We start from the raw sequence: 19918 nt of genomic DNA, 5'->3' as shown, positions 1-19918 counted from the left end.
ATCGGGTCGCGTGCATCCACGATCCCGGACGGGTTGAAGAGCCCCTCGGATGACTCGCCACGGTCGGGTTTGTCGACGAAATCCGCGAACTGCGGCAACGACCGATCACTCTACCGACTCGATCCGAACCGCACACGACTTGTAGTGCGGTTCCGCGGAGTGGGGGTCCGTGGCGGCGACGGTCAGCTCGTTCGTCGCCGGATGGTGGATCGGCAACCAGACGATGTCGGCCGGAACCGCCGGATCCATCTCGAGTCGGGCACGGACCCGACCGCGGCGCGTGACGAGGTCGACGGGTCCGTCGTCGGATTCGGCCGCGACGCCTCCGTCCACAACCGTTTCCGGAGCGATTCGAGCCGTCAGCTGCTCGCCACCGTCTCGCGATCGGACGCCCGTGTTGTACGCGTCGGACCGCCGCCCCGTCGTCAACACGAGCGGGAACGTCCCGTCGATCGGGTCCGGATCCGCTGGCGCGTCGTGCGCGGAGAACGCCGCTCGCCCGGTCGGCGTCGGGAACGACCAGCCGTCGTCGGAGCCGCCAGATTCGGCCTCCGCGGGCTCGTCAGTGCGATACCGGTATCCGCCGTCCCGATCCGCAGTCGGGGCCGGCCACCGGACGGCTCCGTCGGCGAGCCGGTCGTAGCTGATACCCGAACAGTCCGCTGGCGTCCCCGCGGTGAGCGCGGTGAACTCCTCGAACACGGCGACCGGATCGGCACCGGTCTCGGCGAACAGCTCCGGCGCGATCCGGTTCGCGAGCGCGACGATGACGCCGAGATCGGACCGAGCATCGCCCGGCGGAGCCGTCGCCGCTCGGACGCGAGAGATACGCCGCTCCATGTTCGTCGTCGTTCCCTCGGTCTCCCCCCACGTCGCGGCCGGAAGAACGACGTCGGCGAGTTCGACGGTCTCCGTTCGGAACGCGTCCTGCACGACGAGGAACGCGTCGGCAAGCGTCCGCCGCACGGGGCCGGCGTCGGGCATTCCCGCCGCCGGGTTCGTCGCGACCGTCCAGACGGCGTCTGGATCGGCGTCGAGAACCCCGACCGGGCCCGGACCCGGGTCGGTCGGCAGCCGCGAGCACGGCACGTCCCACGCGTCGGCGACGACCCGCCGATGGGTCGGAGCGGTGAACTTCCGGTGTCCGGGCCAGCTGCCCTTCGACGCGCAGAGTCGCGCGCCCATCGAGTTCGCCTGGCCGGTGAGCGAGAACGGCCCTTGTCCCTCGCCGAGGCTGCCCGTCGCGAGACACAGGTCGATCAGCGCGCCGGCGGTGGCGGTGCCACGTACGCTCTGATTGACACCCATCCCCCAGTACACGAGCGTCCGTCGGTCCAAGAGCCTTGCGAGGCGATCGACCGTCTCCGCTGGAACGCCAGCCTCGGCGGCCGCCGCCGCAGGGTCCGGAAGCGACTCCCGAAGCGCGGAGAAACCCGTCGTGTGCGCGTCGACGAACGCCTCGTCGACTCGACCGGTGTCGACGATGCGGGCGAGCACGGCTCTCGCGAGCGCGTGATCGCCGCCCGGATCCGGACGGACGTGGTGGTCGGCACGGTCGGCGGTCGCGGTGCCGACCGGGTCGACGACGACGAGTGCACCGTCCGGGTGGGTCGCCGACTCCTCGATCCACCGGAACAACACCGGATGAGCGACCGCGGGGTTCGCTCCCCAGACGAGGTGGACGTCCGCCGCGGGCACGTCGTCGTACGTCGGCGGCGGCGCGTCGCTGCCGAACGCGTCGACGTACGCGCGGACCGCGCTCGCCATACACAGCGTGGTGTTGGCATCGTACAGCCGAGTGCCGATCCCGCCCCGCGCGAGTTTCCCCAGGGCGTACGCCGCCTCGTTCGTCTGCTGGCCGCTGCCGAGCACCGCAAGCCGGTCCGGATCGGCGTCGATCACCGCACGAAGCCGCTCGGTGGTGCGACTCAACGCCTCTTCCCACGTCGCCGGCTCGAGCGTTCCGTCACGCCGGACGAGTGGTCGAGTGAGCCGTTCGCCGGCGGGGGTTGCCGTCTCCTCGAGACCGCGCCGACACGCGAGTCCCGAGCTGACGACGCTGTCCGGATCCCCCCGGACCACGTCGAGCCCGCCGGCGCGGTCGGCGCGCTGGCGGAGTCCACAGCCGACAGCACAGCGCATGCAGGTCGTGGGGACGGACTCCGCTACCGGGTCGTCGGCGTTCGCGGACGGGCGACCGGAGCTATCGGATCCTCGCCGGTCCATCTCGCGTGGTCGTCGGACCCCTGCGAGCAAACGTCTGTCGGCTCACGACGGCCTGTCGACCGGATACCTGACGGAGTCGACGGCGAGCAGAGTCGGCGGCTACCGGAGTCCACGACCGCGGAGCCGATGGCCGGGCTAGCCGGTTCGACGCGCTTAAACGTCCGCCATTGCTACCTCACGGGGATGAGTGACCCGGCGCTCGACGTGGTCGAGTTCGTTCTGACTGCCCACCTCTACACCGAGAACCGCGACCTCGATGAGAACGACCTGCTTCCGAGATTTCGACAGGTGTTCTGGTCGGAGACGCCCGGCGACGACACGCCCGGCGGCGTGGAACGCCCGCTGAAGGCGACCGACGAGGCCACCCGAACCGCGACCGGCGTCGACCGACCGTGGGAGGCCGTCTCCGATCTCCTGTTCACGCAGCGAACCGACTTCGCCGGAGAGATCACGCTGACCCAACCGGAGATGGCGCTGGAGTGGTTCGACGACAACGCGACGGCCGATCGGATCGCCTCCAATCCGACGGTCGTCGCAGCGCTCGAAGCCGACGACGAGCTCACCGCACCGGTGTCCCACGACACCGCGCGGGAGGACGTCCGACCGATCCATGCGGACCGGGTCTGGATAGACGCCCTGTTGGAGGAGTACTTCGACGAGGAGGAGGACGCCGAGATGCTCGATCTCGTCAACGTCCGCGCGCCCGAGGGGATCGAAACCACGCTCGAGGACCTCGTGTTGACCGGCGACCAGGAGGGAGAGATCCAGAAGATCGTCAAGGCGATCGAACACCGGGAGTATCTCGCGGAGATCGGGCTCCGCGAGATCGGGAAGCTCCTGTTCGTCGGCCCCCCAGGGACCGGGAAGACGACCGTCTCACGAGCCTTGGCCCACGAGCTCGGCCTCCCGTTCGTCGAGGTGAAGCTGTCGATGATCACCAGTCAGTACCTCGGGGAGACCGCGAAGAACGTCGAGAAGACGTTCGAGGTCGCAAAGCGGCTCTCGCCGTGTATCCTCTTCATCGACGAGTTCGACTCCGTCGCGAAGACGCGTCGGTCGGACGAACACGCCGCGCTTAAACGCGCGGTGAACACGCTGCTCAAATCGATCGACGAGGTGTCGCTCGTGCGTGACGAGGTGCTTCTCATCGGCGCGACGAACCACCCGGATCAGCTCGACGCGGCCGCGTGGCGTCGCTTCGACGAGATCGTCAACTTCCCGAAGCCGGACCGCGATATGCGTGCCGACATCCTCCGAGTCGTCACGCGTCAGATGCGTATCGCCGACTTCGACCCCGAGGAGGTCGCCGACCGGACGAGCGGCCTCACCGGCTCCGACCTCCGAATGGTGCTCCGTGAGGCCGTTCTCGGGGCGCTCACCGAGGATCGGAGGACGATCACCCAAGCGGACGTGATGGAGGCTGTCGAGGATTTCGAGGAGCGCGACAACCTGAAGAACATGGACATGATCGACGGCGAGGGTGCGGAGATCGTGGGCGAAACCGACGGCGACTCCCACGACCACGATCACGAGGACCACGGCGACAGCCACGGGCACGACCACGAACGCGACGCCCCAGCGGATCCGACCCACTGACCGCGATGAGGATCCGAATCGAGGCAGTGACGACCGGTTATCGTCTTGGCTCCGTCGCGTCTCGGCGGACCCCGGCGACCGTGTAACTGAACCCCCGGTCGATGACGGTCGGAGTGAAGCCGACGGCAAACAGCTCGTCCGCAAGCTCGTCCGGGGCGACGAACGTCGACCGCATACCGATCGCGTGTTCGGCCACTTCGAGCGCGCGGCCGAGCGGATGCGTCGGATCGAACTCCTGGACGACGAGCACGCCGCCCGGCGCGAGTACGCGTGCGGCCTCCCGGAGCGTCGTCGTCCGATCCGGCAGGTGGTGGAGCGCGTCGACGACCATCGCCGCGTCGACGGCGTCGTCCCGGATCGGGAGCTGACCCGCGTCGCCCGCGACGGCCGACAGACCGCGACCCGTTCGGGCCCGTGTGAGCATCGGGACGGAGGCGTCGACGACGGTCGTCTCCGGGCCGGCGATCGCCGCCGCCGCGCGCCCCGACCCGCCACCGAGGTCGAGCAGCTGCTCGATCGGACGCTTCGCGCGATCGAACCCCGCCGCCAGCGCCTCACCGCTTGCAGGAGGCATGACGAGGTCGTAAAGCGGTGCGACCCGGTCGAAGAACCGGACGTCGCCGACGCCGTGCATACTGCCTCTGGGAGCCCCATACGCTTTAGGCTGCGGTCACGTCCGTCCGCGTGTGGAACCCGAGAGTCTCGCCCCAACCACCGAGTTCGCGATCGTCGGCTGGCCGGAGGAGGGCGTCACGCTCCGACTCGACTATCGCGCGTTCGCGTACGCCGGGAAGTTCGTCGTCGGCACGCCGGGGAAAGCAGTGCTACGAACCGCGGACTGCTCGGGGGCGGCTCCCTCGTGGACCCCCGACGAGTCGCTTCCGGAGACGGTCGACCCCGATGCGTTCGACCGGGATATCATCGCGGCGGTGTCCTTCTCCGCCGACCGGACCGATCCCGCGTGCTGTCGGCTCCGCTACGTCACCGTCCATGCGGCGCGGCGCGGCGAGGGGCTCGGACCGGAGCTGATCGCACGGACGATACCACGACTCGGGGAGCAGGGATACGACCGGGTTCGGATCGCCGTCAACAACCCGTTCGCGTACGAGGCGCTGTACAAGGTCGGGTTCGTGTACACGGGTGACCGAACGGGAATCGCGGAGCTGGTTCTGGAGCGACCAGTCGACGTGCCGGCAGCACGTCACGACGATCGCGACCGATACCAGTCGGGGCTCGACTGCTTCCGGGAGCGAGACCCGCCCGAACGAGAGGCGGCGTTTCTCGCCGAGCGAAACACGGGAGAGCCGCCGACACCGACGGAGCAAACCGACAGGAGTATCGCCGGCAGCGGGGGCCACACCACCGCCGATCGCGACTCCTGACGCGGCTACTCGTCGACGATCGCGACGTCCAGCTCCGCTTCGATCGCGCGAACGACCGATCCCCCGACGCCGGCGGTCGCTGCACGACCCTGCTCGACGGCGAGGAGGTCGTCCTCGTCGATCTCCAAGCGTTCGGCCAGCTCCTCGACGGTGAGTCCGGCCTCCTGTCTGGCGTCCCGAACGGTGTCGTCGTAGTCGGAGACGAGATACGGTAGGCGGTCCGTTTCGTAGTTCGTCCCCTCCTCCTCCCAGTGACTGGAGTCACCGGTGGCTGCGTCGTACACCTTCGCCTGCTTGCGGGCAACCTCCTTCTTGCGACTCGTCGAGCCGGAGCCGCCGGAGCTCGGCGAGCCACTGCCGGAGCCGGAGCGACCAGCGGAGCCGCCGTGACCGCTCGACGACGTCTTCCGCGCGTCGTCGTGCGGGCGACAGTTCGAGCAGACGAGCAGCTTCGCCCCGGCGACGTTCGCCCGTTTGAGATTCGACGTCTCACGCCCGCAGAGTTCGCAGGCGTCGCCGTCACCACCACCGCCGCCGGATCCCGTCGAGTACTTCGTCATACTCGGAGTAGCGTGTGAGGGAGTTTAACTCTTGTAGGCGAACACCCTGTCCACAAGAGCGAACCGCGAACGCGGCGGACGAGGGGAGAGGAGTAGATCAGCCCCTGCAGCCCCGCGAGCGATTTCCCGGGAGCTATGCGAGGTCGAACCGGTCGAGCTGCATCACTTTGCTCCACGTGTCCACGAAGTCGTGAACGAGCTCCTCCTCGCCGTCCTCGGCACCGTACACGTCGGCGACGGCACGGAGCCGCGAGTGCGAGCCGAAGATGAGGTCGACGCGGGTTCCCCGCCACTGCACCTCGCCCGTCTCACGGTCGACGCCCTCGAACACGTTCTCCTCGTCGGTCCGCTCCCACTCGACGCTCATGTCGAGCAGGTTCACGAAGAAGTCGTTCGTGAGCGTCCCCGGCCGGTCCGTGAACACGCCGAGGTCGGTGTCGTCGTGGGTCGCGCCGAGTGCGCGCATGCCGCCGACGAGCGCCGTCATCTCGGAGACCGTGAGATCGAGGAGGTCGGCCTTGTCGACCAGCTCCTCCTCGGCCGCTCGCTCGAGATCGTCCTCCCGGTAGTTCCGGAACCCGTCGGCGTCCGGCTTCAGCGCCTCGAACGACTCGACGTCGGTCTGCTCCTGGCTTGCGTCCGTCCGTCCCGGCTCGAACGGCACCTCGACGTCGTAGCCGGCGTCGGCCGCCGCCTGCTCGACGGCCGCGTTGCCGCCCAACACGATCAGGTCCGCGAGCGAGACCCGCACGTCGTCGGAGCGCGAGGCGTCGAACTCCTCTTTGACCCCCGTGAGCGTATCGAGTACGGTCGCCAGCTCGTCCGGCTCGTTCACTTCCCAGTCGCGCTGGGGGCGGAGCCGGATCCGGGCGCCGTTCGCGCCGCCGCGCTTGTCGCTGTCGCGGTACGTCGACGCGGACGCCCACGCGGTCTTGACGAGCTGGGCGACGGACAGCTCCGAGTCGAGGATCGTGGATTTCAGCTCATCGATCTCCGACTCGCCGACGAGCTCGTAGTCGGCGTCGGGGATCGGGTCCTGCCACAGCATCTCCTCGTCGGGGACCTCGGGGCCGAGGAAGCGCTCCGGCGGGCCCATGTCGCGGTGGATCAGTTTGTACCACGCCTTCGCGAACGCCTCCTGGAACTCCCTCGGGTTCTCCTGGAATCGTTCGATGATCTCCCGGTACTCCGGGTCCCGCTTCAGCGCGACGTCCGTGGTCAGCATCATCACGTCTTCCGTCTCCGACGGGTCCTGAACGCCCGGCGCGGCGTCGTCGAGCTCGCCGTCCTGTGTGGTCCACTGCCACGCGCCACCGGGGCCCTTCTCGGGCCACCACGTGTAGTCGAGCAGGTTGTCGAGGTAGCTCATGTCCCACTGGGTCGGAGTGGTGTTCCACGGCCCCTCGATCCCGCTGGTGATCGTGTCGGCTCCCTTCCCCGACCCGTAATCGCTCTCCCAGCCGAACCCCTGCTTTTCGATGGGGGCCGCCTCCGGCTCCGGGCCGACGTGCTCGTCGGGGTCGTCAGCGCCGTGGACCTTGCCGAACGTGTGTCCGCCGGCGATGAGCGCGGCCGTCTCCTCGTCGTTCATCGCCATGCGTCCGAACGATTCCCGGATTTTCTCCGCGGAGGCGATCGGGTCGGGTTCGCCGTCCGGTCCCTCGGGATCCACGTAGATGAGCCCCATGACGGTCGCACCGAGCGGTTCCTCGAGCTCACCGTCGTCGCTGAAGCGATCGGAGGCCTCCATCTCGTTTTCCGGGCCCCAGTAGGTTGCGTCGTCCGATTTAAACGCGTCCTCGCGACCGCCCGCGAAGCCGAACGTCTCGAACCCCATCGACTCGAGCGCGACGTTCCCGGACAACACCAGCAGGTCGGCCCACGAGAGCTTGCGGCCGTACTTCCGTTTGACCGGCAGGAGCACCCGACGCGCCTTGTCGAGGTTCGCGTTGTCGGGCCAGCTGTTGAGCGGCGGGAACCGCTGGGTCCCGCCGGACGCGCCGCCGCGGCCGTCGGTGGTGCGATACGTGCCGGCGCTGTGCCACGCCATGCGGATAATAAGTGGTCCGTAGTGCCCGTAGTCCGCGGGCCACCACTCCCGTGACGTCGTCAGCGCCTCCTCGATGTCCGCTTTCACCTCCTCGAAGTCGAGTTTCTGAAACTCCTCCGCGTAGTCGAACTCCTCGTCGTACGGCCCGAGATCCTGGGCGTTCTGGTCGAGGAGTTCCACTTGTAGTTGATTCGGCCACCAGTCCGTGTTGGACCCGTTCATCGTCCCGGCTTCACGACGCCCACATATGAATATTTGCTATTCGGAAAGAAGACCTCGATAATTTTTAAATAAACCTTGCTATTTACATCCAAATTTTTAAACTTCTAGTGACGACTCGGTCCTCGTGTGTCGCCCCCGGATGGGGTCTCGATTCGGGTGTTCGTCCGTCGTTGACGACCCAAGCGTCCGGTCGCCTCGGTCAGTCGTCGTCGCCGAGGATGACGCGGTGGGTCATCGCCTCCGGATCGAGCACCTCGTCGGCCTCCGCCTCGGTGAGATACCCCTCCTCGACGGCGACCTCGCGAATGCTTTTCTCCTCCTCGAGCGCCTGTTTTGCGACCTTCGACGCCTTGTCGTAGCCGATCGCCGGGTTGAGCGCGGTCGCCAGCGCCATCGACTGCTCGACGCGCTCCTCGCAGTACGCCTCGTTCGCCTCCAGCTTCGCGACGAACCGCTCGCCGAACGTCTCGGACGCGTTCGCGAGCAGCTCGGCGCTCTGGAGGAAGTTGTGCGCGAGCACGGGTTTATACAGGTTCAACTCGAGCTCGCCGCGGGCCGCCCCGTTGGAGACGGCGGCGTCGTTACCGACGACCTGCGTGTGCACCTGGTTGACCGCCTCGGCGATCACGGGGTTGATCTTGCCGGGCATGATCGAGGAGCCGGGCTGATTCTCCGGCTGTTCGATCTCGCCGAGCCCGTTTCGCGGGCCGGACGCGAGCAGCCGGAGGTCGTTGGCGATCTTGTTCAGGCTGCCGGCGACGGTGCGGAGCGCGCCGTGTGCCTCCGCCATCGCGTCGTGGGCCGCCTGTGCCTCGAAGTGATCGTCCGCCTCGCGGAACGTCGTGTTCGTCTCGTCGGAGATGTACTCCGCGGCCAGCTCCGGAAACTCCGGGTGGGTGTTCAGCCCCGTTCCGACCGCCGTGCCCCCGAGCGCGAGCTCGCGAAGATGGAGTCGAACGTCGCCGACGCGTTTGATACCCTTTTGAACCTGCGTCCGGTAGCCGCCGAACTCCTGACCGAGGCGGACGGGAGTCGCGTCCTGGAGGTGCGTCCGTCCAGTTTTCACGATCCCGTCGAACTCCGCCTCCTTCGCCTCCAGCTCGGCGTGGAGCGTCTCGAGGGCGGGCATGAGATCCTTCTCGACGGCTTCGAGCGCCGCGACGTGCATCGCGGTCGGAATCACGTCGTTCGAGGATTGGCCGTAGTTGACGTGGTCGTTCGGATGGACGACCCGGTCGCCGATCTCCGCACCCGCGATCTCCGCGGCGCGGTTGGCGATCACTTCGTTGGCGTTCATGTTCGAGGAGGTGCCGGAGCCGGTCTGGAACACGTCGACCGGAAACTGGTCGTCGTGCTCGCCCGCGATCACCTCGTCGGCCGCCGCGACGATCGCCTCGGCTTTCTCCTCGTCTAAGAGACCCAGGTCGCGGTTCGCCTGCGCGGCCGACTTCTTGACGATCCCGAGCGCGCGGACGAACCGCCGCCCGAACGTGATCCCGGAGATCGGGAAGTTCTCCACGGCGCGTTGCGTCTGTGCGCCCCAGTAGGCGTCCGCCGGCACCTGCATCTCTCCCAAGCTGTCCGACTCAGTGCGGTAGTCCTCTCCCATGAGCGACGGTTCGTCGGAGCGGATCTAAAAGATGTTGATACCCCCGAGTCCACGCCGGTGGATACGACACCCGATCGCGCGTGTTCGACAGACGGGCCGCGCGATATCGGGCGAGATCCGGGTCCGCGGCGCTGATCCGGAGCTCGCGGGAGAAATACGTCTGATGGTTTATTACGTATCGACACGTACCGCGCGCGAACGGGGCGGCGCACGTTCCTCCGTGACCTGGGATCCGACGGTGTCCCCCGACTCGGGCCTCTACGTCGTCGTCGACTCGGGACCACCCTCCTTTTCAGGAGGTTCCGCACCCTCCGCGGCAGCAACGTTTTCCGTCTGCTTCTCGGCTTCGACGTGCCACCGGTCGATCTCCGACTCGTACTCCGCGAGGATCTCGCTCACTTCGGCTTTCAGCTCATCGTCGTTGACGTTCACCTCGAAGACGAACTCGTCGCCGTTCTCGCCACGACCGACTTTCTGGACGTTGGCGCTGACCAGTTCGTTATCGAAGTAGTACGGCGCGAGCTGGGTCATCACCTTGCGATACACCGTGTCCTCGACCTTGCGAAGCGCTCTACGGCTCGCGGAGTCGGCCGCACGGGCGACGTGGTCGAGAGACTCCCCCCACCGTTCCATCGCGCTTTCGGCGTCGTCCTCCTCGACTTTCTCGTAGGACTCGGTGAGCTTTTCGCCGGCGGTCTGGAGGTCGTCCCCCGGTGTTTTGCCGGCCCGCTCGCCTTCACCCTCGCCGATCGACGCCTGATCGGCCGTCTTCTCGGAGACGTCCTCGTCGATCCGTTCGTGGGACTTCGGTCGCCAGTCGTCGAACTCGTGGAACGCGTCGCCGTCCGCACCCGTCTCGCGGAGCGCCAACGCGAGGCGCTCCCCGTGTTCGACGATATCGCCCCAGTCTCCGCGCTGTTTGAACCCGGAGATACTCTCTTCCATCGTTTGCGCCCGTAGGAAACGAAGGCTTATAAGTGTCTCCGACGTGCCGTGTGCACACGCCACCGTCCTCCGTGTCGAGCCGCCGCTTTCCGCATCGGATCCCGCCGCCTCGCTCACGTCGCCCTCACTTTCCGTACGCGATCCGCCGAGCGAACTCGTCGAGCCGCTTTTTTGTGTCCGAGAGCCACCCCGCCGGCGACACGCGACGGATCTCCGACTCGTCGACCTCGATCCGCTCGCCACCGAACGGGTCGTGATCGGCGCGCTCCTCGAGCGACTTGTCACCGCTCACCGCATCCACGACGGTCGACATCGAACATCGGCCACACGCCTCGGTCCGTTTCTCTCCGTCGGTCATGGTACTCGCCCGTGGGTACGTCTCTCACACAGTTAAACCCCGAGGCCGACAGCGGGCCCGCGCGGATGAGATGGATGCAAACCGTCCGGATGCGACGGGTGCAAACCGTCCGGATGCGACGGGTGCAAACCGTCCGGATGCGACGGGTGCAAACCGTCCGGATGCGACGGATGCAACGGCGACCACGAGACACCGCTCGTGGGACAGCATCAAGTCGTATCCGCCTGTACGCCCGCACATGCGCGTCAAGGAGGTCATGTCCGCGGACGTCGTCACCGTCGACCTCGACGAGACGGTCGCGACCGCCGCCGAACGGATGTTGCGTCGCGATGTCGGCAGCGTCGTCGTCATGCACGAGGGCGCACCCGCCGGGATCCTCACGGAGTCGGACGCCATGCGGGCGGGCGTGGTCACCGGCGCACCGTTCAGTGAGATACCGATCCGTCAGGCCGCAAGCAGCAGTCTGGAGACCATCGTGCCGACCACGACGGTTCGGACGGCGGCCAAGCGGATGGTGAGCGCCGAGGTAAAGAAGCTCGTCGTCGTCGACGATCTCGAACTTCGCGGGATCGTCACGATGAGCGACCTCGTGCGCAATCAGCACGATATCGTCCGCGAGGCGCGACAGCTGGACGCGAAGCGGACGGAGTGGGAATCGTAGCGACCACCGAACTTGGTGAAACCGATCCGCTCCCGATGGCGACGCCCCCGACGCGTTTTTAAGCGTCGTGGAAAACAGAGGCACATGGGATACCACGCCGTCGACGTCGATTCCGTCGAGCCGGAGACGGGCCGACCCTGCGAGTGCCGAAAGCTGGCCGACGCCGCGAACAGCGGTCAGATCGACGGTGACACGCCCGACGGCGACGCACCCGACGACGACTGACGATGTCCGAACACGACGCCCCCGAAAAGGACGCCGACGGGTCCGAATCGAAGCCGGGGACGGCTCCACGACACGATCCGCAGGAGCTGCCGGCGGAGATCCGGGAGAACGTTCCCGACTACGACGACGAGTATCTCGACCGGGTGTCCGACCGGCTGATGTACAGCTACGACCTCCAGCGGGAGACGGTCGTTCACGGCGAACGGTTCGAGCTGTCGGCGACGCTGCGGATGCGCAACCAGAAGCAGTTCCTTCATCCCGCGTTGAGCTACGCCGACCACGACCAGCGGGAGTTCCTCTTTGCGCGACGAGTCACGACGCCAACCGTCACCGAGCTGGAACGGCTCGTCGATCTGGGTCACGAGATCGCTGACGACCGGATCGAAGCGAACGAACAACATTACGGGACGGACGTTACGTTCGTGCTCGTCGCCGACCGGATCCCGGACGAGGTGATCGAGTTCGTCGACGGGTTCCGGGACCGAACGCTTCTGAAGTTCGGCTACTACGGTCATTACGAGGTGAACCTGATCGTCGTCGCACCCGACGAGGAGACGATCGTCGACAGCGAGGTCGCGGGCGTCACGGGCGCGTTCCGGCTGTGGGAGCCGGTCGAGAAACCGACGGAAGGGTTCTTTTCGCGGCTCGCCAAGCGGTTCTGGCGGTAGCTGACGAACGAAGTCTGTGAAGCGGACGGAGGGCAGGATGCGAGCGGAGCCGGCGGTTCAGTCGTCGCTCGGTTCGGCCGCTGGCGCGTCGCCACCTCGAACGTCCCTGAGGTTGCCGACGCCGATCTTGACGAGCGACAGTGCGAGCGCGATCAACACGATCCCCAGCGTCATCTGTGCGGCCGAGGAGATCTGTGCGCCGAGCGTCGCTGCATCACCCAGTATCAGGTTCTGGTAGAGGTTGTTGTAGATGGCGATCCAGGTGAGTCCGAACACCGTGATCGTCACCATGATCGCCATCGGGACGCCGGTGGAGATCAGCTGCTTGGACTCGTCCCAGTTGGCGATCCAGACGGTCGCGGTCAACAGCGCCAGCGCGGCGAGCAGCTGGTTCGCGCCGCCGAACAGCCCCCACAGCGTCTCCCACTGCCCGGAGAGCACGAGCGCGTACGCGATGCCGATCTGGACGATCGGGTTCGTGTATCGGCCGCGAGCGACCGAGCCCATGTCGCCGGAGAGACCGGAGACGGTCATTCCGTCGTCCATGCCGACTATCTCCTCCATCATGTAGCGACCGAGGCGCACGGCCGTGTCGGTCGAGGTGAGCAGGAAGCTCACCAGGACGAGCGCCATGAACACGGCACCGACCGTCTCGGGGATCGCGAGGCTCGTCAGGATGATCCCGCCGCCGGTCGCGAAGTTCGGGAGCGCACCGCCGATCCCGCCGGCCGCGGCGTCACCGGCGAAGCCGGCGACGGCGAGCGTCGAGAGCGCGAGCGCCGCGAGCAGCCCCTCGCCGAGCATCCCACCGTAGCCGATCAGGCGGGCGTCGCTCTCCTTGTTGAGCTGTTTAGACGTGGTCCCCGAGGAGACCAGCGAGTGGAATCCGCTGATGGTTCCGCAGGCGATCGTGACGAAAAGCAGGGGGAAAAGCGGGAACAGTCCAACCGCGGAGATCCCCCAGAACCCTTCGAAGACGCCGATCGACGAGTCGATGACGAGCGGCTGCGAGGACGTCGCGAAGATCGTTCCGACGATGATCGCCAGGATACCACCACCGACCCCCGTGTACAGCAGGAACGAGGAGAGGTAGTCGCGCGGCTGTAACAGCACCCAGACGGGCAGCGCGCTGGCGATCGCACCGTACACCATGATTACCGGGACCCACGCGGCAGTGTTAGCGCCGAGCGTTGCGGCGCCGGGCACCCACTCGCCGGCGCTACTAAATAGGACGTACGTGCCTTCGACGTGGCTGCCCTCGGCGAGCTCGAACAGCGCGAACGGGTACTGGATGCCGAGCCAGACGCCGGCGAACACGCCGAGCACGAAGATCACGGTGCCAGGAATGAACGGCCCGTTGAGCTGGTAGAGATACACCCCGAACGCGAGCGCCAGCGCGATGTACACGAAGCTCGCGGTCGTCACCTGTGGGAACGCGTTGAACACGATCGCCACCACGAGGGCGAACACCGCCACCACGAGGATGATCGTGAGGAACGCGAACCACAGCAGCAGGTTCTTCCCCTTCTCGCCGACGTACTGGCCGACGATGTAGCCGATCGACCGCCCTTCGTGGCGGATCGAACTCGACAGCGAGACGAAGTCGTGAACCGCCCCCATCAGCGGGTTGCCGATGGCGACCCACAACAGCGCCGGCACCCATCCCCAGATGGCCCCCGCCGTGATCGGGCCGACGATCGGCGCGCCGCCCGCGATGCTCGAAAAGTGATGCCCCAGTAACACCGGCTTCTTCGCCGGTACGTACTCCTGTCCGTCCTCGTACTTGTGTGCCGGCGTCTCCCGCTCGTCATCGAGTTCGACGAACCGTGAGAGATACGACGAGTACCCCATGTACCCGACTGTGAACGTCGCCAGCACGGCAACTACGATCCAGATTACACCTGTCATTGTTACCCAGCCTCACGCTATCGATCAACGATACCACACTTAAACATTTTCTTCGATCGTGATAGATATGTGAGAAGAGCAAAATCAAGCGACCATAAGGAGATACGGCGTATTTTCTCCCATATTCGTAAACACAAGATGTGATCGGTCACATACCATAGATAGTTGAGCGATCACCCCGATTCATTCACAATCAAGCCGGCGAGTCAGTCGTGTCGATGTCGAGCTCCGCGGCGACGTCGCCGAGCAAGTCGCCCCGAACCTCTCTCGTTCGCGATTCGATCTCCGCGACGAGCGGCGGCTCGAACCCCTCACGAACCTGCTCGATCCGTTCCCGCTCGGTTTCGACCCGTTCGCGGAGGTAACGCGCACCTCGACCGTTCTCGTCCGGGTCGGGCTCGGGGGTGAGCTTGTTCGCGACGAGTCCGCGAACGGTGAGGTCTCGGTCGGCGAACCCGTCGATCGTGCGACCCGTCTCGTTGACCGAGAGCTGGTCCGGGTTCAACACGAGGAAGAACGCGGCGTCGTTCCGGAGCGTCCGTCCCGCGTACTCGAAGAACTCCTTGCGCGACTGCAGCCGGGCGAGAACGGGATCCCCCTCCATCACGCGGCGCGGCTCCATCTCCCCGATCGCGGCCTTCTCGAACAGGTCGATCGACTGCCGACGCTTGTACATCAGCCGGTCGATCCACTCCTCTAAGAACTCCGGTAGACCGAGGAGTCGCAGCGTCGATCCCGTGGGCGCAGTGTCGAAGACGACCCGGTCGTACGGGTCGCTCTCCTCGCGCATCACCTCGACGAACGCGTCGAACAGGGCGGCCTCGTACGCGCCGGGCGTCCCGTGAGACATCTCCAGTTGACGATTGATCTCGTTGACCATCGCCGCCGACACCTGCTCGGAGAGTCCCTCGCGGATCTCCTGCAGGTGGCGCTGGACCTCCTCGTCGGGGTCGATCTCCATCGCGTCGAGCCCGTCGATCCCGTCGACGGACTCCGGATCGTCACCGAACTGCTGGTCGAACACGTCGGAGACGGAGTGAGCCGGATCCGTGGAAACGACGAGCGTGCGGACGCCGTCTTCCGCACACTTCTGTGCGTACGCGCAGGAGACGGTCGTCTTGCCGACCCCGCCTTTCCCGCCGAAGAACACGAACGGCTCCATCAGAAGTGGTACTGCTGTCCCTTCCGTTCGATGAGACTCTCCCGGTCCCACAGCCGGCGCTCCCACGCCTCGAACTCGTCTTCGAGGTACGGAAGCAGCTCGGCAGTGTAGTACGACACCGGCGAGGGGATCCCGAACGCGTCCGGGAAACACGCGAGCATGAACTCATCCTCCGTGTCCTCCGCCTCCTTCTCGATCTTCTCGTACGCCGGATGCGTTATCATTCCGTGATACAGCCCGCGAAGCCACTCCTCTAGGTGCTCGCGGAAGACGGCGATCCGATCGGCGACTGTCATCGATCCACACGACGATCGGGGGCCTAAAAGGTGTCCCGGCTCGGAGGGACGCGCCGATCACGAGTAGTGATACAACTGACCGAGATCCAGCGCGCGGAGTGTGGCGTGAACGATCTGTCTCCGGTTCTATCCGCGATCATCCGATCAGTTCGAACTCGATGCCGACGGGCGACGCGTCCTCGATCCCCCAGTAAACGAATCTGTGGGTTCCCGCGCCAAGCGGCGGACAGACGTCGAGGTCCACCTCCGGAACCGCCTCGGAGAGATCCGTCTCGCGCAGGCGGAACGTCCACGTGTACCCGCCGTTCGGGGAAAGCGACTCCTCGGTTCGCGGCAGATCGACGGGGGGTCCGCCGAGCGATCCGCGAACCTCCTGCCATCCACGGCCCGTGTCGCGCTGGATCGCGTACGCGTGCTCGCCGAGCGTCGTCGCGGGCGCCGTCCCGGTGTTTCGAAGCGCGAGCCGCAGCGTCGAGCCGTACGTCTCAGAGGTCCCCTCCGTCGACAGCTCGACCGTGGTCACCGGAGTCGCCGTCGTCCGATCGTCGACCGGTCCCTCGAACGGTGTATCCAGTCGCACGAACTCGGCGTCGGGACACGTCAGCTCCGCCGGCGTTCCCGCCGGACCCTGTGGACCGTCCCCGGCGGTGAAATCGAGACATCCCGCGACGCCCGCGGCTGCGCCCACGCCGGTGCCAACGAGGGCGCGTCTCGTCGCCGCCAGCAGATCCCGTCGTGTCCGCTCCATGGTGTGGCAAGTGGCGGCAGCGGTTTGAACCTCCCGAGTCGCGGTCGGAACCGCTTTCCCGTCGGCCGGCACACGGACGAGTATGGAGCTGTTCGGATCAAGCGGTATTCGAGGGGTGGCGCTCCGATATCTTACGCCGGAGCTGGTCCTCGACATCGCCAAGGCGGCCGGATCGACCTGGGACGCCGACCGGGTCGCGGTCGCACGCGACACCCGAACGACGGGCGAGCTGTTCACGAACGCCGCGGCGAGCGGTCTCGCGGCGGTGGGGTGTGACGTCGAGCGACTCGGAATCGTCCCGACCCCCGCGGTCGGTCACTACTGTGAGTCCGCCGGCGTCCCCTGCGTGCTCGTCACCGCCTCGCACAATCCACCGGAGTTCAACGGCGTGAAGCTCGTCGGCGACGACGGCGTCGAACTGTCCGTCGACGTGCTCGAGCGCGTGGAACGTCGCGTGCTCGACGACGAGTACGACCTCGCGAACTGGCGGACCGCGGGGTCGACGACGCGGATCGACGGGGCCGTCGACGACTACATCGATCAGCTCGTCGCGAGCGTCGACCGGGAAGCGATCGCCGACGCCGACCTCACGATCGCCGTCGACCCCGGACACGGGGCCGCTTCGGTCTCGTCTCCGACGGTGTATCGTCGGCTGGGCTGTGACGTACGGACCGTGAACGCGACGCCAGACGGCCACTTCCCCGGTCGGGAGTCGGAGCCGGTGCCGGCGAACCTCGATGCGCTCTCCCGGCTCGTCGCGACCTCCGATGCCGACGTTGGGATCGCCCACGACGGCGACGCCGACCGGGCGGTGTTCGTCGACGAGACCGGCGGGTTCGTCGACGGTGACACCTCCTTCGCGGCCCTCGCGGATGCGGAGCTCGAGCCCGACGACGCCGTCGTCAGCGCGGTCAACGTCTCCCAACGGGTCGTCGACGTCTGTGACGCGAACGACGCCGACCTCGAGTTGACGCCGATCGGTGCGACGAACATCATCACCCGGATCCGCGAACTGGACGACGAGGGCGTTCGCGTACCGATCGCGGGCGAAGGAAACGGGGGTGTGTTCTTCCCGCCGTACCGGCTCTCGCGGGACGGCGCGTACATCGGCGCGAAGTTCCTCGAACTTCTTGCGAACGCCGACGATGCGTCCGTCACCGACGTCGTCGCACCGTACACCGACTATCAGTTCGTCCGCCGCAACGTCGGCTACGACGACGCCGACGAACGAGACGAGATGCTGTCCGCCGCACGCGCGTTCGTCGAGACCGCCGACGCCGAGCCGAACACGACGGACGGCTACCGACTCGACTACGGGGACGCGTGGGTGCTCGTCCGCCCGTCCGGAACCGAACCGAAGATCCGGATATACGCGGAGTCCGCCGACGCCGACCGCGCCGAGCGACTCGCCGGGGAGATGCGCGAGGCGGTCGAAGCCGGGCGCTGACCCGGACCCGTACCGGGGCCGTCGACACCTCGATCCCGTCCGGAAGTCAGGACGCTTAACCCGCCGGATCGAGTTATCAGGTACGTATGGTGGAACTGCTGCTCGTCGTCGGCGTCGTAGTCGCCGCGTTCGTCGGATACAACATCGGCGGCGCGACGACCGGGCCGGCGTTCGGACCCGCCGTCGGCGCGAACGTGATATCGAAGGCGGGCGCCGCCGCGCTGATGACGGTCTTTTTCGCGATCGGCGCGTGGACGCTCGGTCGACGCGTCGTCGACACGCTCGGCGAGGACCTCGTCACGCAGCCCGGCGTGTTCACGCTAGAAACGAGCATCGTCGTCCTGTTTTTCATCGGCGGTGCGCTGTTCGTCGGAAACTACTACGGCGTGCCGGCGTCGACGTCGATGACTGCCGTGGGCGCGATCGCGGGGCTCGGCGTTGCGACGAGCAGTCTCGACTGGGCGGTGATGGGTGAGATCGCCGTCTGGTGGATCGTCGCGCCGATCATCGGCTTCTGGGTCTCGGGCGTCATCGGTCGGTACTTCTATCCCGCGATCAACCGGTGGGTCGCTATCGAAAGCACGGAGGGTCCCCTGATCGAGTTCGACCGGTCCGGCGCGGTGCCGAAGCCGATTGTCGGCCCGAACACGACGCGCCGCGAGATCGTCGGTGCGGTCGTCGTCGTCGCGATCGGCTGTCTGATGGCGTTCTCCTCGGGTACCTCCAACATCGCCAACGCGATCGCGCCGCTGGTCGGCGCGGGCGTCGAGATGAACCCGATGATCCTCCTTGGGAGCGCGGCGGTCGCGGTCGGCGCGTTCACGATCGCCAGACGGACGCTCGACACGCTCGGCAACGACATCACGGATCTCCCGCTCACCGCGGCGATCGTCGTCGCAGTCGTCTCCTCCGGAATCGTGATCGGTCTCTCGGCGATCGGCATCCCGGCCTCGTTCGTGATCATCGCGACGATGTCGATCGTCGGTCTCGGCTGGGGGAGAGCGACCCGAACCGTTACCGTGAGCGAGGGGATCCGCGGCGACACCGAGACGAGCGTGTCGGTCGGTGCGCTGACGGCGGACGAACCGGGCGAGGAGGTTCCGGAAATAGGCGAAGAGGAGCCTGCGGACATCCCATCGGCTGCCGATCTGTTCGATCCGACGACGACCGCACGTGTCATTCTGATGCAGAACGTCGTACCGATCCTGTCGACGATCGGCGCGCTCGTGACGTTCTACGTGCTCTTCACCGTCTGGTGGTGACGACCGCCACCCGTCCGCCGTCCCGCGCGCCGCTGGCGCTCGGGGTTGGAGCAGGTTTGAAAACGGATTCGCGCGAACTACAGCCGACCGACGTTCTCGACGGATACGGATTCGACGTCGTCGACGCCTTCGAACGCCTCCTCGACGGCTTCCGTTCCGCCGGCACCGTCCGGAACGATGACCGTCGGGAGGAGTGCGACCAGTCCGAACGCGACATCGTCGCGCTCGAAGCCGCGGATCTTCGCGCCCTGCGGGAGCGACTCCTCGAGCCGCTCTTGCAGTTCGTCGAGATCGACCTCCGGGCTGTTCGGCATCACCTTGATCTTGGCTGCGACGTCTCCCATTCTAGGGCCCCCGGAAGCCGCAGTCTGGGCACTCGTAGAGGTTGCTCTGCTTCCGACACTTCGCACAGCGGTGGACCGTCGTTCCGCAGTCGGGGCAGGCGAACGTCGCGGCGTTCATACCGGACACCTGGATGCCACAGGAGACACACTTTCGCGTCGCCCGCGTCTCACTCTCGCTCATACCCGAACTCACCATCGCGCGACTTTTAACCGTTGTTCTTTGCCCCCGGTCCGGCGAGAACTCGCACG

General features: G+C 66.6%; 20 protein-coding genes. 7 read left to right on the top strand and 13 right to left on the bottom strand.

The window, feature by feature from the left end; all coding sequences use genetic code 11:
- Positions 1-105: 105 nt before the first annotated feature.
- Positions 106-2226 carry an assimilatory nitrate reductase NasA gene (nasA, locus tag ACYQ0R_RS10550; RefSeq protein ID WP_459823378.1) on the bottom strand — a complete coding sequence of 707 codons (2121 nt, stop codon included), beginning with the start codon at positions 2224-2226 and terminating at the stop codon, positions 106-108.
- A gap of 183 nt (positions 2227-2409) precedes the next feature.
- On the opposite strand from nasA, the gene ACYQ0R_RS10545 reads away from it, so the two are divergent.
- Positions 2410-3822 carry an ATP-binding protein gene (locus ACYQ0R_RS10545; RefSeq protein ID WP_459823376.1) on the top strand — a complete coding sequence of 471 codons (1413 nt, stop codon included), beginning with the start codon at positions 2410-2412 and terminating at the stop codon, positions 3820-3822.
- Between the two features lie 37 nt (positions 3823-3859).
- On the opposite strand, the gene ACYQ0R_RS10540 is transcribed toward ACYQ0R_RS10545, so the two are convergent.
- The gene (locus tag ACYQ0R_RS10540) at positions 3860-4456 is read right to left on the bottom strand and encodes a class I SAM-dependent methyltransferase (RefSeq protein WP_459823375.1); all 597 of its coding nucleotides are present in this window, start codon (positions 4454-4456) and stop codon (positions 3860-3862) included.
- A 52-nt stretch (positions 4457-4508) separates the two neighbouring features.
- Between ACYQ0R_RS10540 and ACYQ0R_RS10535 the strand changes: the two genes are divergently transcribed.
- Entirely contained in the window at positions 4509-5204 is a 696-nt protein-coding gene (locus ACYQ0R_RS10535) for a GNAT family N-acetyltransferase (protein ID WP_459823373.1), read from the top strand.
- Positions 5205-5209: 5 nt separating this feature from the next.
- Here ACYQ0R_RS10535 and ACYQ0R_RS10530 read toward each other — a convergent pair whose 3' ends face one another.
- From ACYQ0R_RS10530 to ACYQ0R_RS10510, 5 genes are all read right to left on the bottom strand, one after another.
- A complete protein-coding gene (locus ACYQ0R_RS10530; protein WP_459823371.1) occupies positions 5210-5764 on the bottom strand; it encodes a helix-turn-helix domain-containing protein in 555 nt (184 codons plus the stop codon).
- A 133-nt stretch (positions 5765-5897) separates the two neighbouring features.
- The gene (gene katG, locus ACYQ0R_RS10525; protein WP_459825740.1) at positions 5898-8063 is read right to left on the bottom strand and encodes a catalase/peroxidase HPI; all 2166 of its coding nucleotides are present in this window, start codon (positions 8061-8063) and stop codon (positions 5898-5900) included.
- A 172-nt stretch (positions 8064-8235) separates the two neighbouring features.
- The gene (locus ACYQ0R_RS10520; protein ID WP_459823370.1) at positions 8236-9645 is read right to left on the bottom strand and encodes a class II fumarate hydratase; all 1410 of its coding nucleotides are present in this window, start codon (positions 9643-9645) and stop codon (positions 8236-8238) included.
- A 258-nt stretch (positions 9646-9903) separates the two neighbouring features.
- The gene (locus ACYQ0R_RS10515; protein ID WP_459823369.1) at positions 9904-10590 is read right to left on the bottom strand and encodes a DUF5828 family protein; all 687 of its coding nucleotides are present in this window, start codon (positions 10588-10590) and stop codon (positions 9904-9906) included.
- Between the two features lie 124 nt (positions 10591-10714).
- Positions 10715-10948, bottom strand: a complete 234-nt coding sequence (locus ACYQ0R_RS10510) for a DUF8007 family protein (protein ID WP_459823366.1) — start codon at positions 10946-10948, stop codon at positions 10715-10717.
- Positions 10949-11186: 238 nt separating this feature from the next.
- On the opposite strand from ACYQ0R_RS10510, the gene ACYQ0R_RS10505 reads away from it, so the two are divergent.
- The 3 genes from ACYQ0R_RS10505 (at position 11187) to ACYQ0R_RS10495 (ending at position 12502) form a co-directional block, all read left to right on the top strand.
- Positions 11187-11609 (top strand): CBS domain-containing protein, encoded by a 423-nt coding sequence (locus ACYQ0R_RS10505; protein ID WP_459823364.1) that lies wholly within the window; start codon positions 11187-11189, stop codon positions 11607-11609.
- An 84-nt stretch (positions 11610-11693) separates the two neighbouring features.
- Positions 11694-11834: a hypothetical protein gene (locus ACYQ0R_RS10500; protein WP_459823363.1), complete on the top strand. Its 141-nt coding sequence runs from the start codon at positions 11694-11696 to the stop codon at positions 11832-11834.
- Between the two features lie 2 nt (positions 11835-11836).
- Positions 11837-12502, top strand: coding sequence for a DUF8052 family protein (locus ACYQ0R_RS10495; protein ID WP_459823360.1), 666 nt, complete (start codon positions 11837-11839; stop codon positions 12500-12502).
- Between the two features lie 57 nt (positions 12503-12559).
- On the opposite strand, the gene ACYQ0R_RS10490 is transcribed toward ACYQ0R_RS10495, so the two are convergent.
- The 4 genes from ACYQ0R_RS10490 to ACYQ0R_RS10475 all read right to left on the bottom strand — a co-directional run bounded on the left by ACYQ0R_RS10490 (position 12560) and on the right by ACYQ0R_RS10475 (position 16616).
- The gene (locus ACYQ0R_RS10490) at positions 12560-14410 is read right to left on the bottom strand and encodes a carbon starvation CstA family protein (protein ID WP_459823358.1); all 1851 of its coding nucleotides are present in this window, start codon (positions 14408-14410) and stop codon (positions 12560-12562) included.
- 193 nt (positions 14411-14603) lie between these two features.
- Entirely contained in the window at positions 14604-15572 is a 969-nt protein-coding gene (locus ACYQ0R_RS10485; RefSeq protein WP_459823356.1) for an ArsA family ATPase, read from the bottom strand.
- A complete protein-coding gene (locus ACYQ0R_RS10480) occupies positions 15572-15868 on the bottom strand; it encodes a DUF7990 family protein (protein WP_459823355.1) in 297 nt (98 codons plus the stop codon). Before ACYQ0R_RS10480 ends, ACYQ0R_RS10485 begins: the two co-directional genes overlap by 1 nt.
- Positions 15869-16004: 136 nt before the next feature.
- Positions 16005-16616 carry a hypothetical protein gene (locus ACYQ0R_RS10475; RefSeq protein WP_459823354.1) on the bottom strand — a complete coding sequence of 204 codons (612 nt, stop codon included), beginning with the start codon at positions 16614-16616 and terminating at the stop codon, positions 16005-16007.
- 82 nt (positions 16617-16698) lie between these two features.
- On the opposite strand from ACYQ0R_RS10475, the gene glmM reads away from it, so the two are divergent.
- Both glmM and ACYQ0R_RS10465 read left to right on the top strand, forming a co-directional pair.
- The gene (gene glmM / locus ACYQ0R_RS10470; RefSeq protein ID WP_459823353.1) at positions 16699-18063 is read left to right on the top strand and encodes a phosphoglucosamine mutase; all 1365 of its coding nucleotides are present in this window, start codon (positions 16699-16701) and stop codon (positions 18061-18063) included.
- Between the two features lie 86 nt (positions 18064-18149).
- Positions 18150-19325, top strand: coding sequence for an inorganic phosphate transporter (locus tag ACYQ0R_RS10465; protein ID WP_459823351.1), 1176 nt, complete (start codon positions 18150-18152; stop codon positions 19323-19325).
- A 77-nt stretch (positions 19326-19402) separates the two neighbouring features.
- Here the strand turns inward: ACYQ0R_RS10465 and ACYQ0R_RS10460 are convergent, their stop codons facing one another.
- Complete coding sequence (locus tag ACYQ0R_RS10460) at positions 19403-19669, bottom strand: elongation factor 1-beta (RefSeq protein WP_459823350.1); 267 nt, start codon at positions 19667-19669, stop codon at positions 19403-19405.
- Between the two features lies 1 nt (position 19670).
- Entirely contained in the window at positions 19671-19850 is a 180-nt protein-coding gene (locus tag ACYQ0R_RS10455) for an HVO_2753 family zinc finger protein (protein ID WP_459823349.1), read from the bottom strand.
- Between the last annotated feature and the right edge of the window lie 68 nt (positions 19851-19918).

The sequence above is a fragment of the Halorubrum luteum genome, assembly GCF_054652935.1.
This window is presented reverse-complemented; position numbering and strand designations above follow the sequence as displayed.

Bases quoted from the DNA above. Each gene is read 5' to 3' on its own strand.
- ACYQ0R_RS10510 (WP_459823366.1), bottom strand. From the start codon at position 10,948: ATGACCGACGGAGAGAAACGGACCGAGGCGTGTGGCCGATGTTCGATG.
- ACYQ0R_RS10465 (WP_459823351.1), top strand. From the start codon at position 18,150: ATGGTGGAACTGCTGCTCGTCGTCGGCGTCGTAGTCGCCGCGTTCGTC.
- ACYQ0R_RS10520 (WP_459823370.1), bottom strand. From the start codon at position 9,645: ATGGGAGAGGACTACCGCACTGAGTCGGACAGCTTGGGAGAGATGCAG.
- ACYQ0R_RS10540 (WP_459823375.1), bottom strand. From the start codon at position 4,456: ATGCACGGCGTCGGCGACGTCCGGTTCTTCGACCGGGTCGCACCGCTT.
- ACYQ0R_RS10490 (WP_459823358.1), bottom strand. From the start codon at position 14,410: ATGACAGGTGTAATCTGGATCGTAGTTGCCGTGCTGGCGACGTTCACA.
- ACYQ0R_RS10485 (WP_459823356.1), bottom strand. From the start codon at position 15,572: ATGGAGCCGTTCGTGTTCTTCGGCGGGAAAGGCGGGGTCGGCAAGACG.
- ACYQ0R_RS10455 (WP_459823349.1), bottom strand. From the start codon at position 19,850: ATGAGCGAGAGTGAGACGCGGGCGACGCGAAAGTGTGTCTCCTGTGGC.
- ACYQ0R_RS10530 (WP_459823371.1), bottom strand. From the start codon at position 5,764: ATGACGAAGTACTCGACGGGATCCGGCGGCGGTGGTGGTGACGGCGAC.
- ACYQ0R_RS10515 (WP_459823369.1), bottom strand. From the start codon at position 10,590: ATGGAAGAGAGTATCTCCGGGTTCAAACAGCGCGGAGACTGGGGCGAT.
- ACYQ0R_RS10500 (WP_459823363.1), top strand. From the start codon at position 11,694: ATGGGATACCACGCCGTCGACGTCGATTCCGTCGAGCCGGAGACGGGC.
- ACYQ0R_RS10495 (WP_459823360.1), top strand. From the start codon at position 11,837: ATGTCCGAACACGACGCCCCCGAAAAGGACGCCGACGGGTCCGAATCG.
- ACYQ0R_RS10545 (WP_459823376.1), top strand. From the start codon at position 2,410: ATGAGTGACCCGGCGCTCGACGTGGTCGAGTTCGTTCTGACTGCCCAC.
- ACYQ0R_RS10475 (WP_459823354.1), bottom strand. From the start codon at position 16,616: ATGGAGCGGACACGACGGGATCTGCTGGCGGCGACGAGACGCGCCCTC.
- glmM (WP_459823353.1), top strand. From the start codon at position 16,699: ATGGAGCTGTTCGGATCAAGCGGTATTCGAGGGGTGGCGCTCCGATAT.
- ACYQ0R_RS10480 (WP_459823355.1), bottom strand. From the start codon at position 15,868: ATGACAGTCGCCGATCGGATCGCCGTCTTCCGCGAGCACCTAGAGGAG.
- nasA (WP_459823378.1), bottom strand. From the start codon at position 2,226: ATGGACCGGCGAGGATCCGATAGCTCCGGTCGCCCGTCCGCGAACGCC.
- ACYQ0R_RS10505 (WP_459823364.1), top strand. From the start codon at position 11,187: ATGCGCGTCAAGGAGGTCATGTCCGCGGACGTCGTCACCGTCGACCTC.
- ACYQ0R_RS10460 (WP_459823350.1), bottom strand. From the start codon at position 19,669: ATGGGAGACGTCGCAGCCAAGATCAAGGTGATGCCGAACAGCCCGGAG.